The 15,094-nt window shown below is 72.7% G+C and carries 16 protein-coding genes; 9 read left to right on the top strand and 7 right to left on the bottom strand.

Annotation, left to right across the window (positions count from 1 at the left end; translation table 11 throughout):
• Position 1 precedes the first annotated feature (1 nt).
• From cobA to GB932_RS04605, 3 genes are read left to right on the top strand one after another with little or no spacing between them, the layout of a single operon-like run.
• A complete protein-coding gene (gene cobA / locus GB932_RS04615) occupies positions 2 to 1,243 on the top strand; it encodes a uroporphyrinogen-III C-methyltransferase (RefSeq protein ID WP_156759515.1) in 1,242 nt (413 codons plus the stop codon).
• Entirely contained in the window at positions 1,240 to 2,376 is a 1,137-nt protein-coding gene (locus GB932_RS04610) for a uroporphyrinogen-III synthase (RefSeq protein ID WP_156759514.1), read from the top strand. Before cobA ends, GB932_RS04610 begins: the two co-directional genes overlap by 4 nt.
• Positions 2,376 to 3,059, top strand: a complete 684-nt coding sequence (locus tag GB932_RS04605) for a sirohydrochlorin chelatase (protein ID WP_156759513.1) — start codon at positions 2,376 to 2,378, stop codon at positions 3,057 to 3,059. Before GB932_RS04610 ends, GB932_RS04605 begins: the two co-directional genes overlap by 1 nt.
• Positions 3,060 to 4,057: 998 nt before the next feature.
• On the opposite strand, the gene moaA is transcribed toward GB932_RS04605, so the two are convergent.
• Genes moaA through modA form a run of 4 tightly spaced genes read right to left on the bottom strand, consistent with a single transcriptional unit; the run spans position 4,058 to position 7,914 of the window.
• A complete protein-coding gene (moaA, locus tag GB932_RS04600; protein WP_156759512.1) occupies positions 4,058 to 5,128 on the bottom strand; it encodes a GTP 3',8-cyclase MoaA in 1,071 nt (356 codons plus the stop codon).
• Between the two features lie 59 nt (positions 5,129 to 5,187).
• Complete coding sequence (locus GB932_RS04595; RefSeq protein WP_156759511.1) at positions 5,188 to 6,324, bottom strand: ABC transporter ATP-binding protein; 1,137 nt, start codon at positions 6,322 to 6,324, stop codon at positions 5,188 to 5,190.
• Positions 6,321 to 7,133, bottom strand: coding sequence for an ABC transporter permease (locus GB932_RS04590; RefSeq protein WP_197517301.1), 813 nt, complete (start codon positions 7,131 to 7,133; stop codon positions 6,321 to 6,323). Before GB932_RS04590 ends, GB932_RS04595 begins: the two co-directional genes overlap by 4 nt.
• 49 nt (positions 7,134 to 7,182) lie before the next feature.
• A complete protein-coding gene (modA, locus tag GB932_RS04585; RefSeq protein ID WP_156759510.1) occupies positions 7,183 to 7,914 on the bottom strand; it encodes a molybdate ABC transporter substrate-binding protein in 732 nt (243 codons plus the stop codon).
• Between the two features lie 149 nt (positions 7,915 to 8,063).
• Between modA and GB932_RS04580 the strand changes: the two genes are divergently transcribed.
• From GB932_RS04580 to GB932_RS04560, 5 genes are all read left to right on the top strand, one after another.
• Positions 8,064 to 9,317 carry a HesA/MoeB/ThiF family protein gene (locus GB932_RS04580; protein ID WP_156759509.1) on the top strand — a complete coding sequence of 418 codons (1,254 nt, stop codon included), beginning with the start codon at positions 8,064 to 8,066 and terminating at the stop codon, positions 9,315 to 9,317.
• 30 nt (positions 9,318 to 9,347) lie between these two features.
• A complete protein-coding gene (locus GB932_RS04575; RefSeq protein WP_156759508.1) occupies positions 9,348 to 10,586 on the top strand; it encodes a molybdopterin molybdotransferase MoeA in 1,239 nt (412 codons plus the stop codon).
• Positions 10,587 to 10,646: 60 nt separating this feature from the next.
• Positions 10,647 to 11,129: a cyclic pyranopterin monophosphate synthase MoaC gene (moaC, locus tag GB932_RS04570; RefSeq protein WP_156759507.1), complete on the top strand. Its 483-nt coding sequence runs from the start codon at positions 10,647 to 10,649 to the stop codon at positions 11,127 to 11,129.
• A gap of 143 nt (positions 11,130 to 11,272) precedes the next feature.
• A complete protein-coding gene (locus GB932_RS04565) occupies positions 11,273 to 11,536 on the top strand; it encodes a DUF6457 domain-containing protein (protein ID WP_156759506.1) in 264 nt (87 codons plus the stop codon).
• Complete coding sequence (locus GB932_RS04560; RefSeq protein WP_156759505.1) at positions 11,533 to 11,766, top strand: MoaD/ThiS family protein; 234 nt, start codon at positions 11,533 to 11,535, stop codon at positions 11,764 to 11,766. Before GB932_RS04565 ends, GB932_RS04560 begins: the two co-directional genes overlap by 4 nt.
• Positions 11,767 to 11,776: 10 nt before the next feature.
• Here GB932_RS04560 and GB932_RS04555 read toward each other — a convergent pair whose 3' ends face one another.
• Genes GB932_RS04555 through trmD form a run of 3 tightly spaced genes read right to left on the bottom strand, consistent with a single transcriptional unit; the run spans position 11,777 to position 13,459 of the window.
• Positions 11,777 to 12,205 (bottom strand): molybdenum cofactor biosynthesis protein MoaE, encoded by a 429-nt coding sequence (locus GB932_RS04555; RefSeq protein ID WP_156759504.1) that lies wholly within the window; start codon positions 12,203 to 12,205, stop codon positions 11,777 to 11,779.
• Complete coding sequence (locus GB932_RS04550) at positions 12,198 to 12,773, bottom strand: MogA/MoaB family molybdenum cofactor biosynthesis protein (protein WP_156759503.1); 576 nt, start codon at positions 12,771 to 12,773, stop codon at positions 12,198 to 12,200. Before GB932_RS04550 ends, GB932_RS04555 begins: the two co-directional genes overlap by 8 nt.
• Positions 12,770 to 13,459, bottom strand: a complete 690-nt coding sequence (gene trmD, locus GB932_RS04545) for a tRNA (guanosine(37)-N1)-methyltransferase TrmD (RefSeq protein WP_156759502.1) — start codon at positions 13,457 to 13,459, stop codon at positions 12,770 to 12,772. Before trmD ends, GB932_RS04550 begins: the two co-directional genes overlap by 4 nt.
• Before the next feature lie 230 nt (positions 13,460 to 13,689).
• Here trmD and GB932_RS04540 point away from each other — a divergent pair, with 230 nt between their 5' ends.
• Positions 13,690 to 15,081, top strand: coding sequence for an MFS transporter (locus GB932_RS04540; RefSeq protein ID WP_156759501.1), 1,392 nt, complete (start codon positions 13,690 to 13,692; stop codon positions 15,079 to 15,081).
• Positions 15,082 to 15,094 lie beyond the last annotated feature (13 nt).

The raw sequence follows: 15,094 nt of genomic DNA, 5'->3' as shown, positions 1-15,094 counted from the left end.
CATGACGACGATGCTCGGAGTATCGCTCGACGGACGCCTCGTCGTGCTCGTCGGCGGCGGCAGCGTGACCGCGCGCCGCCTGCGCCGCTTCCTCGACGAGCGCGCCTCCGTGCGCGTCGTCGCCCCTGAGCTCTCCCCCGAGGTCGCGCAGCTCGTCGCCGATCACGACATCCCCTGGTCCGCCCGCCCGGTCGCCGAGGGCGACGTCGACGGCGCCTGGCTCGTGCACACCGCCACGGGCGACCCCGAGGTCGACGCGCTGGTGGTGTCCTGGTGCGAGGCGCGCCGCACGTTCTGCGTGAACTCCTCCGACGGCGCCCACGGCTCGGCCCGCATGACGTCGCAGACCCGCGCGGGCGATGTGCTCGTCGGCGTGACGAGCGACTCGGGAGTGGATCCGCGCCGCACGGCGCGCGTGAACTCCTCGGTCCGGGAGCTGCTCGAGTCCGGGCGCGTGCCGCTGCGTCGCGTGCGCGAGACGGCGGCGGGATCCGTCGCCCTCGTCGGCGGCGGCCCCGGCCCCGTCGACCTCCTGACGCTGCGTTCGCGCCGCCTCCTCGCCGAGGCCGACGTCGTCGTCGCCGACCGCCTCGGGGCGACGAGCGTCCTCGACGAGCTCGACCCCGACGTCGAGATCGTGCACGTCGGCAAGGCTCCGGGCCATCATCCCGTCCCGCAGGACGAGATCAACGCGATCCTCGTCGCGCACGCCCGGGCCGGGAAGCGCGTCGTGCGGCTCAAGGGCGGGGATCCGTTCGTCTACGGCCGCGGCGGTGAGGAGGTCTCGGCCTGCCTCGAGGCCGGCGTGCCCGTCGAGGTCGTGCCCGGCGTGTCGAGTTCCGTGTCGGTGCCGCAGGCGGCGGGGATCCCTGTCACCCACCGCGGCGTCGCCTCGAGCGTGCACATCATCAACGGCCAGTCCGGGGTGTCCGATGCGACGCTCGCGTCGCTCGAGGATCGGTCGGTCACGACCGTCGTCCTCATGGGCGTGAAGGCGTTCGGCGCGATCGCGCACGAGGCGCTGTCCGCCGGCGTGCCCGGCGATCGCCCCGTCGCGTTCGTCGAGAGCGGCCACACCGAGAACCAGCGCACAACGCGCACGACCCTCGCGCACGCCGTCGCCGACGCCCAGCACGCGGGCGTGCGCAACCCGGCCGTCATCGTCATCGGCGAGGTCGCCCGTCCCGATCTGCTCCTCCCCGCGCACGCGCAGACCGCCGCGCACGAGAGAGCCGCCGGATGACCGACGCCGCGCCCCGCCCCCGATTGTCGTCGGCGCTCGACGGGTGCACGGTCGTCATCGCCGTCGATCGTCGCGCCGGCGAGCTGACGGCCGCTCTCGAGCGTCACGGCGCCACGGTGCGCCAGGCCCCGGCGCTGACGATCATCCCCCACATCGACGACGAGGCGCTCCTCCATGCGACGCGCGAGCTGATCGCATCGCCGCCCGATGTCGTCGTCGCGACGACGGGCGTCGGATTCCGCGGGTGGATGGAGGCGGCCCACGAGGCCGACCTCGCCGACGAGCTCGCCGGCGCCTTCTCGGGGGCGCAGATCGTGGCGCGCGGCCCGAAGGCCCGCGGCGCGGTCCAGCAGGCGGGCTTCGACGTCGACTGGGTCGCCGAATCGGAGACGGCGCGCGAGCTGGGCGAGTACCTCCTCGCCGAGGGCGTCGCGGGCAAGCGCATCGCCGTGCAGCACCACGGATCCGGCGCCGACGGCCTCGACGAGCTGTTCCGCGGCCGCGGCGCGGACGTCGTGAGCCTCACGGTCTACCGCTGGGGTCCTCCCGCGGATCCCGCCGTCGTGCGGCAGTCGGTCCTCGCGACCGCCGCCGGCGACGTCGACGCCGTGCTGTTCACCTCGGCGCCCGGCGCGATGGAGTGGCTCGCGGAGGCGCAGCGCGCGGGCGTGCTCGACGAGATCCGCGAGCGCGCGGATCGCGACAAGCTCCTCATGGCGGCCGTGGGCCCGATCACGGTGCAGCCGTTGCACGATGTCGACATCCCGGCGCTCGTCGCGGAGCGGGGCCGCCTCGGATCCCTCGTCCGCGGCGTCGTGACGCACTTCGGCGGCCGCGGGGCCCCGGGCCTCGACACGCCGCGCGGGCGGCTCGAGATGCGCAGCGCCGGCGCCGTGCTGGAGGGCGTCTTCCTCCCGCTCTCGCCGACCGGCACGGCCGTTCTCGGCGCGCTGTTCGATGCGGGCGGCGCCGTGATCCCCCGGCGCGATCTGCAGGATTCGCTGCCTCGGTCGAGTCAGAGCACCCATGCCGTCGAGATGGCGGTCGCGCGCCTGCGCGAGGCCCTCGGCTTCCCCGATCTCATCACGACCGTCGTCAAGCGGGGGTACCGCCTGACGGTGAAGGACATCTGATGCCCGCGCCCGTTCTCGTCTGCTGCTCCCACGGAACCGACTCCCCCGACGGCCGCCGCGTCATCTCGCGCCTCGCGCGGGATGCGGCCGCGCTGCTCGGCGATGTGTCGCTGCGTGAGACGTATGTCGACGTGCAGCAGCCGCAGGTGGACGAGGTCGTGGCGGGGCTCGAGGGCGCGGGGGTCATCGTGCCGCTGCTGCTGTCGCCGGGCTTCCACACGCAGGTCGACATCGGCCGCGCCGCGTCGTCGCGCGAGGACGTCGTGGCGGCGGGCACGCTGGGCCCGCATCCGGCACTCGCCGATGTGCTGGGCGACCGCGTGCGCGAGGCCGGCGTGCGGCCGGGGGATCGCGTCGTCCTCGCGGCCGCGGGATCCTCGCGCCCCGAGTCGGCGCAGCGCGTGCGCGAGATGCGCGACGCGCTCGCCGATCGTGTGACCGCGCCCGTCACCGTCGGCTACGCATATGGCGCGACCCCGAAGGTCGCGGAGGCCCTCGCCGAGGCGCGCGCGGACGGCGCAGAGCGCGTCATCGTGGCGAGCTACGTGCTCGCACCGGGGCACTTCGCGGATCTCATCGCCGCGTCGGGCGCCGATGTCGCGACTGAGCCCGTCGGCACGGATCCGCGCGTCGCCGCCATCGTCGCCGAGCGCTACCGCGAGGGTCTGACGCTGCTGGGATGAGGGCCCGCCACGAATCGAGGTAGTTCTCAGTTTCCGCTGAGTTGGGAGGGATCCAGGATTTCGCGAAGCTCCGATGACAGCACGACGTCATATGGAAGGGACTTCAGAGATGCTGTGGTGGCGCGGATTCCCTGCGCCGAAAGCGCACGCGCGAACTCATGCCACGGGAGTGGCTCGTTGAGATCTGCCGCGTCTCCTTCATCGGGAAGGAGTGCGCCATCTATGGAGGCTCGGACAATTGTCTCCCGCATACGATGGCCATCGCGCCAGTTGCTCGCGATCGACACTCCGCGGTCATTCCGAATAACCAGATACTGACCGTCTGAGAGAACAGCAAACTCCTCGAGCCCAATACTCAATATCGAACGGTCGCCCCGTACGACTTTCTCGTGGAGATGACACGTGACCCCGAGAGCTGTGACCGACAGACCGCTCTCAGCGGAACTCGCTCGTACGCCGCGTGCAGATGAGACGGACCCATCGCTGAGCCTCACCCACTGTCCGGCATCGCGCCCGGAGTCTCCTAGTGGCTCGGCTCGCATGCGATGTCTCTCGGCGTACCGTTGAACCAGCCGAACGGATCAACCTGCCAATCAAGGTCGACATCCACACTTCCACGCCAGGCCAGGCCACGAGACGACGCGCATGTGTCTCGCGCATTCGCTCGTTTCGCTGTGCCCGGCTTGATCCCCCTAGGGACACCTTCTGAAATCGTCGTCCGCTGACACGTCCCAGAATCACTGCACCATAGCGCCTGAAGATCGACCGTGACGCGCGCCGTTGCCGGACACGAACCGTGATCGACCTCCCACCAACCGTGCACCGACGCCTCCCCTCGGGTCACGTGAGCGTAGTCAGCATTGTGCATGTAGTAGCAGTCGCCAGCGCGCTGCATCGGCGACGCGGCCAGTGTGACGAACGGCGCTTCCGGCAGCGAAGCGAAATGCCCCTTCGACGAGTCGACTTCCTCGACCGATGGCGCAGCAGTCTACGGCCCCTCAGCCGCCGATCGCGTTCATGCCGCGGTCGGGCTGCAGGAAGCCCGGGTCGTTGATCGCGTGGCCCGGCAGCTTCTTCCAGATGCAGCCGCGCAGCAGCTGCTCGATCTCGTCATCGGATCCGGATCCGCGCAGCAGCGGCACGAGATCGAACTCGCGGTTCGAGAACAGGCAGTTGCGCAGCTGTCCGTCGGCAGTGAGCCGCAGCCGGTCGCACGCACCGCAGAAGGGCGCCGTCACCGACGCGATGACCCCGACCGTGCGGTCTGTGCCGTCGAGGCGCCATGTCTCCGCCGGCGCGCCCCCGCGGCCCTGGATCGGCTCGAGCGACCAACGGGCGGACAGCTTCTCGAGGATCTCGTCACGCGTGACCATCTGCGAGCGATCCCATGTGTGGCCCGCGTCGAGCGGCATCTGCTCGATGAAGCGCATCTGCGCGTCGTTGTCGATCGCGAACTGCACGAGGTCGACGAGCTCGTCGTCGTTCACGCCGCGCATCGCGACGGCGTTGAGCTTGAGGGGTCGAAGCGGCGAGGCCGCGGCCGCGCGGATCCCCGCGAAGACGTCATCGAGCCTGTCACGCCGCGTCAGATCGTGGAAGCGCTCGCGGCGGATCGTGTCGATCGAGATGTTGAGGCGCCCGAGCCCCGCCTCGATCAGCGCGGGCAGCACCCTGTCGAGCCCGATGCCGTTCGTCGTCATCGCGATCGTCACGGGCCCATCAGGCGTCTCGAGGCGCCCGAGGCGCTCGGTCACGGCGACGATGTCGCGGCGCAGCAGCGGTTCGCCGCCCGTGAGCCGGAAGGTCGAGATGCCGCGGGAGGCCGCGATCCGCGCGACGCGTTCGATCTCATCGAGGGTGAGGATGCTCTGCCGGGCGAGCCACTCATTGCCCTGCTCGGGCATGCAGTAGGTGCAGCGCAGCGAGCAGCGATCGGTCAGGGAGACACGCAGATCGCGGTGCACGCGGCCGTAGCGGTCGACGAGAGGACCCGACGTCGGCATGTCGGCGGGCGCCGTGCGCGGCGCCGACGGCGCCCGCTCGGCGAGGCGGATCGGCACGGCGCTCATGCGCGCGCCTCCGCCAGACGACGTGTCTCCATCCGTCCAGGGTACGGGTGTTCCACGCGTCAGGATGCCCCGGCGATGAGGCGCACGTGCTCGGGCGCGATCGAGACCCGCACAGGGTCGCCGGGGCCGATGTCGAGCGCCGCCACCTGCGCGGACGGGATGTCGACCGCGATGTCGGGCTGCGCGACGTGCACGCGGGCGCCGCCCGGCGCCGGCTCGAGGCGCTCGACGCGCGCGAGCCACTCGCCCACCGTCCCGTCGGCGTCGGCGTCGTGGCGGGCGAGGTGCAGGGCGCCAGTCCAGGTGGACTCCTCGGCGCGGGCGATGCGGGCATCGGCCGGGCGGAACACGGCCACGACGTCCTCGCCGTCCGCGGGCCGAGGCCCGCCGTCCGCAGAGGAGATGCGCAGGCGCACCCCGAAGGCGGATCCCGTCCAGTCGCCGCCGTGCGCCGTGCCGTGCAGGCGATTGAGGCCCGCCGCCGCCGCGACGAAGCGCGTCGCGGGACGGGCGAGCACCTCGCGCACGTCGCCGCGCTGCGTCACCTGGCCGTCCTCGATGGCGATCATGCGATGCGCGAGGGCCGCGGCGTCGAAGGCATCGTGCGTGACGAGGAGCGTCGTCGTGAGCGTGACGGCGAGCTGCTCCCGCAGCAGGCCGCGGATATCGCTCGCGGTCGCGGGGTCGAGCGATGTGAGCGGTTCGTCGAGCAGGAGCAGGCGCGGGCTCGTCGCGAGCGCCCTCGCCAGGGCGACACGCTGCTGCTGCCCTCCCGAGAGCTCGCGCGGGCGGTGATCGCCCATTCCCGACAGCCCGACGCGCCACAGCCACTCGTCGGCCTCCGTGCGGGCGCGCGAGCGCGGCGTGCGCCGCGACTCGAGCCCGAAGGCGACATTGTCGCGCACGCTGAGGTGCGGGAAGAGCAGCGGGTTCTGGCGCAGCAGCACGACGCCGCGGCGGCGCGGATCACCCGCGTGCCGATGCGAGTACGTCGCATCGCCGATGGCGACCTCGCCGTCGGACGGCCGGATCTCGCCCGCGAGCGCCTGCAGGAGCGTCGACTTGCCCGCGCCGGACGGCCCCATCACCGCGAGCACCTCTCCGTGCCCGACGTCGAGCGAGACGTCGAGGCGGAACCGGCTCGAGCGCTGCACGACGACGCGCCCGGAGACCACGTGCCCCGTGCGCCGCGTCATCGGACGCCGCCCGGGCGCCAGGATCGCACGACGAGCAGCACGACGAGGACGGTCACGAGCAGAAGCAGCGCGAGCGCGACGGCGGGCCCCTGGCCGAGGCCGGATCCATTGAACGCGGTGTAGATCGCGAGCGGCATCGTCTGGGTCACGCCGGGTGCGTTGCCGGCGAACAGGGCCGTCGCGCCGAACTCGCCGATCGCCCGGGCGAAACAGAGGATCACGCCCGCGACGATGCCGTCGACCGCGAGAGGCAGCGTGACGCGCCGCAGCGTCGTCCAGCGGCCCGCGCCGAGCGACGCCGCCGTGCGCTCATAGTCGGTCCCCGCCGTGCGCACGGATCCCTCGACGGCGATCACGAGGAACGGCAGGGCGACGAACACCTGGGCCACGATCACGGCGGCAGTCGTGAACGGCAGGGCGACGCCGGCGCGCTCGAGCCACGCCCCGACGTGGCTCGAGCCCCCGTAGAGGAACAGCAGGGCGACGCCGCCGACGAGAGGCGGCAGCACGAGCGGGATCGTCACGAGCACCCGCAGCACGGCCGCGATGGCGGGCCGCGCCCGCGCGATCCTGATCGCGAGGGGGATCCCGACGAGGATGCAGATCGCCGTCGCGATCGTGGCGGTCGCAAGCGAGAGCGCGAGCGCGCTGAGCGCGGCGGGCGTCGTGACGTCGTCCCAGAGCGTGGGCCACTCGACGCGGGCGACGAGCGCTCCGAGCGGGAGCAGGAGGAACAGGAGCGCGATCGCCGCCGGGACGGCCAGCAGGCGCGGCACGCCGGCCGGCGCGGGCGGTGCGGTGCGCATCATCGTGGTCGTCGGCTCCCTGTTCTCACGCGCGGGCGGATCCTCTCCCTCATCATGGCGCGCCGAACCCCCACTGCGCGAGCTCCTCCTGCGCGTCGCCGGCGAGGACGTAGTCGACGAAGGCCCGCGCGTCGTCGCCCGCCGCCGCGACGGCCGCGATCGGATAGCGATTCACGACCTCGTCGAGGCGCGGATCCTCGACGGCCGCGATCCCGGCCGTCGCCGCCGCATCGGTGCGATAGACGATCCCCGCGTCCGCGACGCCCGTCGCGACCTTCCGGGCGACGGCCGTGACGTTCTGCTCGAGGCTCGCCGCGACGAGGTCGACGCCGGCGGCGTCGAGGGCCTCCTGCGTGGCCGCGCCGCACGGCACCTCGGGGGCGCACGCGACGACGTCGAGCGGATCATCCGCGAGGTCGTCGAGCGTCGCGACGCGATCCGTGCCCTCCGGCACGGCGATCACGAGGCTGTTCGTCGCGAAGATCCGCGGCTCGTCGACCTGATCCGCGATGCGCTCCATCGTCCGTTCGTCCGCGAACGCGGCGACGTCGATGGGGGCGCCCTCGGCGATCTGCGTCGCGAGAGTGCTGGATCCGTCGTAGACGACGGGCGCGACGCGCACACCGGGGTGCGCCTCCTCGAATGCCGCGACGATCTCGTCGAACGCGCCCTGGAGCGAGGCCGCCGCCGCCACGCGGATCTCGCGCTCGTCGCCCGCGGGCGCACACGCGGCGAGCGACAGTGCCGCGGCGACTCCGAGGATGACGATCCAGGCGCGGCGCATCCTGCCATCCCACCACAGAGCGGGCACGGGCACGCCCCGCGGTCACCACGACACGCCCTGACGTGCCGCGCCGCAGAGGCGTGTCGTGGCTGCTGCGGGGCGTCGGGCGCGGTGGCGCCCGGCCCTCGGCGCGTGGGTACGCTCGAAGGGTGTCCCTTCCCCCGCTCGTCGAACCGGGCGCCACCCTGAGCGCGACCGAGGCCGCCCGCACGGCGCGCCACGCGGTGCTGTTCCCCCTGGGCGAGATCGGGCAGCGCCGCCTCGCGGCCGCGCACGTCGCGATCGTCGGCGCGGGCGGGCTGGGATCCCCCGCCGTCCTCGCCCTCGCCGCGGCGGGCATCGGGCGCCTCACCGTCATCGATGACGATGTCGTCGAGCACTCGAATCTTCAGCGGCAGATCATGCACCGCGTGGGCGACGTCGGCGCGCTCAAGGTCGACGGCGCCGTGCGGGCGGCGGCCGATCTCGCGCCCGAGTGCGAGGTGATCCCCGTATGCGAGCGCCTGGATCCCGACAACGCGCGCCAGCTCCTCGCGGGCGCCGACGTCGTTCTCGACGGGACCGACGCCTTCGATACCCGCGAGGCCGTCGCGGGCGCGTGCGACACGCTCGGCGTGCCGCTCGTCTGGGGCGTCGTGCAGGAGTTCCACGCGCAGGTGACGGTGTTCTGGTCGCGCCCGCCCGCCGGCGTGCCCGCCACGCGGCTCGCCGACCTCCATCCCCCGGGATCCGCGGGAAACGTCCCCACCTGCGCCGACGTCGGCGTGCTCGGCGCGCTCGTCATGCAGGTCGGCTCGCTCATGGCGACGCAGGCGATCCTCCTCATCGCCGGCATCGGAGATCCCCTCGTCGGCCGCATCGCGCTCGTCGACGGTCTGCGCTCGTCGACGCGCGAGGTGCCGTTCCGGCCGTCAGTGACGGCGCGCGCGCGCGCCGACTCACGAGGAGTCGCCGCGACCGATCGCACGGAGCGCTCGCGGAGTGCCGCTGCGCCGACGCCTGCCGGCGCGACGATCGATGCAGGCGAGCTCGTCACGCTCCTCGGCGCCGCGACGGCGGGTGACGGCGTCGACGACGGCTCGCGAGCCGATGCGTCCGCGACGCCCGACGGCGCATCGACGGCACCGCAAGCGGCAACGCCCCTCATCGTCGACGTCCGCGAAGCCGACGAGCGCGCGACGATCGCGATACCCGGATCCGTCTGGCTCCCCGTCGGCGAGATCCTCGCGGACCCGAACGGCGCGGCCGCACGCCTGCGCGCGGACGCCGGAGACCGCGAGGTCATCACGGTATGCGCGGTCGGCGTCCGCTCGGCCCGCGCGACCGCCGCGCTCGCGAGCGCCGGGATGACCACGCGCTCGCTCGCCGGTGGAATGCGAGCCTGGGCCTCACTCGCCGAGTAGCGTCCGAACGAGCCGCGATACGGTACCCCCATGACCGAGCTCGTGACCGTCGACGCGCACCTCACGCGGATCCTCGACGCCGTGGCGCCGCTCTCCGCGGAGGCGGTCGCCGCCGCCGACGCGGCCGGGCGCACGCTCGCCGAGGACGCGATCGCCGCCGTCGACATCCCCGCCTTCGACAACTCCGCGATGGACGGCTTCGCGGTGCGCTTCGCGGACGTCGCGGACGCTGCCTCCTCCCCCGCCGCCCTGCGCGTCGTGGGCGATGTGCCGGCCGGATCCGCCGACGATCCACCGATCGGCGCCGGCGATGCCGCGCGGATCATGACGGGCGCGCGCGTGCCCAGCGACGCCGACGCGGTCGTGCCGTTCGAGGACACGGCCGGCGGCCTCTCGGGCTCGCTCGACGCCGCCGTCGTCACGGCCGCGCCCCGCGCCCGCGGCGCCCACATCCGACGTCGCGCCGAGGATATGGCCGCCGGCGACGTCGTACTGCCCGCGGGGTCGCTCATCGGGCCCCTGCAGCTCTCGGCGCTCGTCGCGGCGGGTGTCACCACGGTGCGCGCCTCGCGTCGGCCGCGCGTCGTCGTCGTCTCGACAGGATCCGAGCTCGTCCCGGCGGGCACCGCGGCGGGACCCGGTCAGATCCCCGACTCGAACTCGACGCTCCTCGCCGGCCTCGTCGCCGAGACGGGGGCCGAGGTCGCCCTGCGCACAAGCGTCGGCGACGACCCCCTCGAGCTGACCTCGCTCCTCGCCCGTCATGCCGGCGCCGACGCGATCATCACCTCCGGCGGCGTGAGCGCGGGCGCCTATGAGCCCGTGAAGCAGGCACTCGACGGGCGGATCCGCTTCTCGAAGGTCGCGATGCAGCCCGGCAAGCCGCAGGCGTTCGGCACGCTCGACGGCGGCGCCCTCTTCTTCGGCCTCCCTGGCAATCCCGTGAGCGTCGCGGTCTCGTTCGAGGCGTTCGTGCGCCCGGCGCTCCTCGCCCTGCAGGGCCGAGACCGGATCCATCGCGCGAGCCTCCGCCTTCCCGCGGCGACGGCGTGGCGCACACCACCCGGGCGGCGCCAGCACGTGCCGATCGTCGTCGACCGCGCGGACGCCGGCGGATGGCGGGTCCGTCCCGCGACCGCAGGCGGATCCGGATCCCACCTCGTCGGCGGGCTCGGGCTCGCAGAGGGCTACGCGATCATCCCCGCCGAGACGTCGGCCGTCGAAGAAGGCGACCTCGTCGAGGTCGTGCTGCTCTCGCCGCCGTTCTGAGCTCTCTCGGACGTTCTGATCCCGCCGGCGGGGAGCGCCCGTCGATGTCATGCTGGTGCAATGAGCTCCCCCGCCTTCACCCACCTCGACGCCTCCGGCCACGCGCGGATGGTCGACGTCACCGAGAAGCAGCCCACCGTCCGCTCCGCAACAGCGCGCGGATTCGTGCGCGTCGCCGCCGAGACCGTCGCGGCGCTGCGCGATCAGACCGTCCCGAAGGGCGATGTGCTGGCGGTCGCGCGGATCGCGGGGATCCAGGCGGCGAAGAAGACGCCCGATCTGCTGCCGCTCGCCCACGTCATCGGGGTGCACGGCGCGACGGTCGATCTGGAGATCACCGGCGACGGTGTCGCGATCGAGGCGACCTGCCGCACCGCGGATCGCACGGGCGTCGAGATGGAAGCCGTCACGGCGGTCACAGTCGCGGCGCTCACGGTGCTCGACATGGTCAAGGGCATCGACCGCTCCGCCCTCATCGAGAACGCGCGCATCGTCGCCAAGTCGGGCGGCCGCAGCGGCGACTGGACGCGCCCCGGCGAGTGACGCCCGCCGCCGCGCGGCTCACACGGCGTCCCGAGTGCGCTTCCGCCCCGACACGGGCAGAAAAGGGCGCGTCCGCACTCGGGAAGCGGCCGCGAGCGCCTCGGCGCCTGGCGTGGGAGGATCGGGGCGACGGAAGGATCCCCATGAGCGATCAGCGACACCTGCCCCCCGAGGCGCTCGACGAGTGGACGCGCGCCGCGTGCGCCGAGCTCGGCCTCGACGCCGGAGACATCGACATCCCGCTCGTCCTCGACCTCGCGCGTGACGTGGCGCACGGCGTCGCGCGCCCCGCCGCCCCCCTCACGGCGTTCCTCGCAGGCCTCGCCGCGGGCCGTTCGGACGACCCTGGCGCGGCGCGCGCCGCGATCTCGACCGTCACGGCGCTCGCGAAGGGCTGGGACGCGTGACCCGCGTGCGGTTCTTCGCCGCGGCCGAGGAGGCCGCTGGGGCGGCCGAGGAGACCCGCGACGAAACGACGCTCGACGCCCTCCGCTCGGCGCTGATCGCCGATCACCCGGGCCTCGGCGGTGTCCTCCCCCGCTGCGCCGTGCTCGTCGACGGCGCCCGCCGCGACGACGACGCCCCGCTCACGGGCTCGGAGACCATCGACGTCCTCCCGCCCTTCGCGGGCGGGTGACGCGGATCCGTCAGCCCCCGATGCCCTTCCAGGCCGTGGTGCCGTCGGCCTCGATCTGGCGCTTCCACACGGGCAGCTCGCGCTTGATGTCCTCGATGACTGCGCGGCAGGCGTCGAAGGCCTCCGCGCGATGCGGCGACGCGACCGCGATCACGACGGCGGCGTCTCCGACGGCGAGGCGGCCGATGCGGTGGCTCACGGCGACGAGGGATCCCGTGCGCTCGGCGGCGCGCGCCGCGATCTCCCCGAGGATCCGCTCCGCGTCTGGGTGCGATGTGTACTCGAGCGCTGCGACGGCGCCGGTCGCATCCGGGTCGTGATCGCGCACACGGCCGACGAAGCTCGTCTCGGCGCCCATGCGCGGATCGTCGACGGCGGCGAGGTGGTCTTCGAGGGCGATCGGATCCGCGCTGAGCGCCGCGCGCCGGACCTCACCCATGGTCGCCTCCCTCGAGCTGTGCGAGCGCGTGGGGCGCGACGCGGAGGATCAGCTCCATGCCGTCGCGCACGCCGCCCGGCGAGCCGGGCAGGTTGACGACGATCGCGTCGCCCGCGATGCCGGCGATGCCGCGGGACAGCAGGCCGCCCGGAGCGACGGCGGCACCGATCCGGCGCAGCTCCTCGGGGATCCCCGGGATCTGCCGGTCGAGGACGCGGGCCGTTCCCTCCGGGGTCAGGTCGCGCGGTGCGATGCCCGTGCCGCCGGTCGTGACGACGAGGCGCGCGCCCGATTCGAGGGCGCTCCTCAGCGCCTCGGCCACGGAGTCGGCGCCGTCGGGCACGATCCTCGCCTCCACGGTGTCGAAGCCGGCCTCGCGCAGCGCCTCGACCGCCACGGGCCCACCGCGATCCGTCCGCTTCCCGGCGGCGGAGCGGTCGCTCACGGTGATGACGGCGGCGCGCACGGCGTTCCCGGCGCCGGGCGATGCGGCGCTCGATCCGTGCGCCCGCGACGCGCCCACAGCTGATCCGCCGGGTGCTCCCGAGGCATGCCCCGCCTGGCTCATTCGGCGGATCCCTCCAGCAGCTCGGGCCGCCTCTCGCGCGTGCGGGCGATCGCCTGCTCGCGACGCCACTCGGCGACCTTTCCGTGGTGGCCGCTGAGCAGCACATCGGGGACGTCGAGCCCGCGCCACGACGCCGGCTTCGTGTAGATCGGATACTCGAGCATGCCCAGCTCGTGCGATTCCTCGACGAGGCTCTCGGGATTGCCGACCACACCAGGGACGAGGCGGCCGACCGCCTCGATCATCGCCATCGCGGCGACCTCCCCGCCGTTGAGCACGTAGTCGCCGATGCTGACGAACCGCACGCGCCCGCGGGCGGCGTAGTGGTCGAGCACGCGCTGATCGATGCCCTCATACCGCCCGCAGGCGAACACGAGCTGTCCCTCGTCGGCGAACTCGCGCGCCGTGCCCTGTGTGAAGACCTCGCCGGAAGGCGTCGGCACGACGAGCACGGCGTCGTCTCCCAGGATCTCGTCGAGCGCCTCGCCCCACGGCTCGGGCTTCATCACCATGCCGGCGCCGCCGCCATAGGGCGTGTCGTCGACGGTGCGGTGGCGATCGTGCGTCCAGTCGCGCAGATCGTGCACGCGCACATCGAGGATCCCTGTGCCCCGTGCCCGGCCGATGAGCGACACATCGAGCACGTCGAAGAACGCCGGGAAGATCGTGACGATGTCGATGCGCATCCCTCGATGCTATTCCTCATCTCTGGCACTTCCCTTCACCGATTCCCGCTACGGGATGTGCCAGAAATGACGGGATGGGCGTGTTTCCTCGGTGTTTCGGGGCCTTCCCCGACCAAGGCGGAGGCGCGTGATCGAAAGGTGACGCGCCCGACACGAGGCGGGCTCGCCGTGCGAAACACCGGATCCCTAGCGTCGGGACCACACGATCCCCACCCGCACAGGAGGCCGCCATGGCAACGCCCGTGAGCACGACGAGCACACCGCTCGAGACCGCAGGACTCACCGTCCGCCCTGGACGCTGGATCGACGGCTGGAACGCCGAGGACCCCGCGCAGTGGGAATCCGAGGGGCGCGCGATCGCGAAGCGCAACCTCAGCTGGTCGGTCTTCGCCGAGTTCCTCGGCTTCGTGATCTGGCAGCTCTGGAGCATCGTCGTCGTCCTGCTTCCCGACGCGGGCTTCACCCTGACCTCGACGCAGCAGTTCTGGCTGATCTCGGTCGCGAGCCTCGTCGGTGCGACGCTGCGCTTTCCCTACACCTTCATGGTCGCGCGCTTCGGCGGTCGCAATTGGACGATCATCTCTGCGGCGCTCCTGCTGATCCCGGCGATCCTGCTCGGAATCGTCGTGCAGAACCCTGAGACGCCCTACCCCGTACTGCTCGTGGTCGCGGCCCTCGGCGGCCTCGGCGGCGGGAACTTCGCGAGCTCGATGGCGAACATCACCTTCTTCTTCCCGCAGCGCGAGAAGGGCTGGGCCCTCGGGCTGAACGCCGCCGGCGGCAACATCGGCGCCGCGATCGCGCAGCTGATCGTCCCGATCGCCGTCACGATCGGCGCGGTCGGCACGCTGAACCTGCACCTCGCGGGCTTCCTGTGGGTGCCGTTCATCCTCGTGTCCGTCTGGGGCGCGTGGAAGTTCATGGACAACCTCTCCACCGCGAAGAGTGACTTCGCCGGCGCCGCCGCGGCGCTCAAGGAGCCCCACCTCTGGATCATGGCGCTGCTGTACATCGGCACCTTCGGATCGTTCATCGGCTTCGCGAGCGTGTTCCCGAAGCTGATCAAGGACCAGTTCCCCGAGTTCTCGACGTTCGAGGTGCTCGGCGCCGGGCTGTCGCTCGCGTTCCTCGGCGCCCTCATCGGATCGCTCACGCGCCCCTACGGCGGCAAGCTCGCCGACCGGTTCGGCGGCGCGCGCATGACGGTCATCTCGTTCGGCGCGATGATCGTCGCGACGCTCGCCGTAGTCCTCACCCTCCCGCTCGCGAGCTTCTGGATCTTCCTCGCCTGCTTCCTCGTGCTGTTCAGCGCGACGGGCGTCGCGAACGGCGCGACCTACCGCATGATCCCGGCGATCTTCGCGGCCCGCGGCGCCGCGACGGCGGGCGAAGAGCACGCGGTCGGGGCGCAGCGCAAGGGCGCCGCCGCGCTCGGCATCATCTCCGCACTCGGCGCGTACGGCGGCTTCCTGGTGCCGCAGGTGCTGAACCTCTCGCAGCAGACGACGGGCGGATACACCTCGGCGTTCTACGGGTTCATCGGCGCATATGCCGTGCTCGGCGCCCTCACCGCGGTGATCTACCTGATCCCGCGCCGTTCGCTCGCCGGCCGGATCGTCTGACGCCGTGGCGGGG

Source organism: Microbacterium karelineae, from assembly GCF_009745985.1.
Lineage (GTDB): Bacteria > Actinomycetota > Actinomycetes > Actinomycetales > Microbacteriaceae > Microbacterium > Microbacterium karelineae.
The sequence above is the reverse complement of the archived record's forward strand: the minus strand, read 5'-3'. Positions and strand labels throughout refer to the sequence as shown.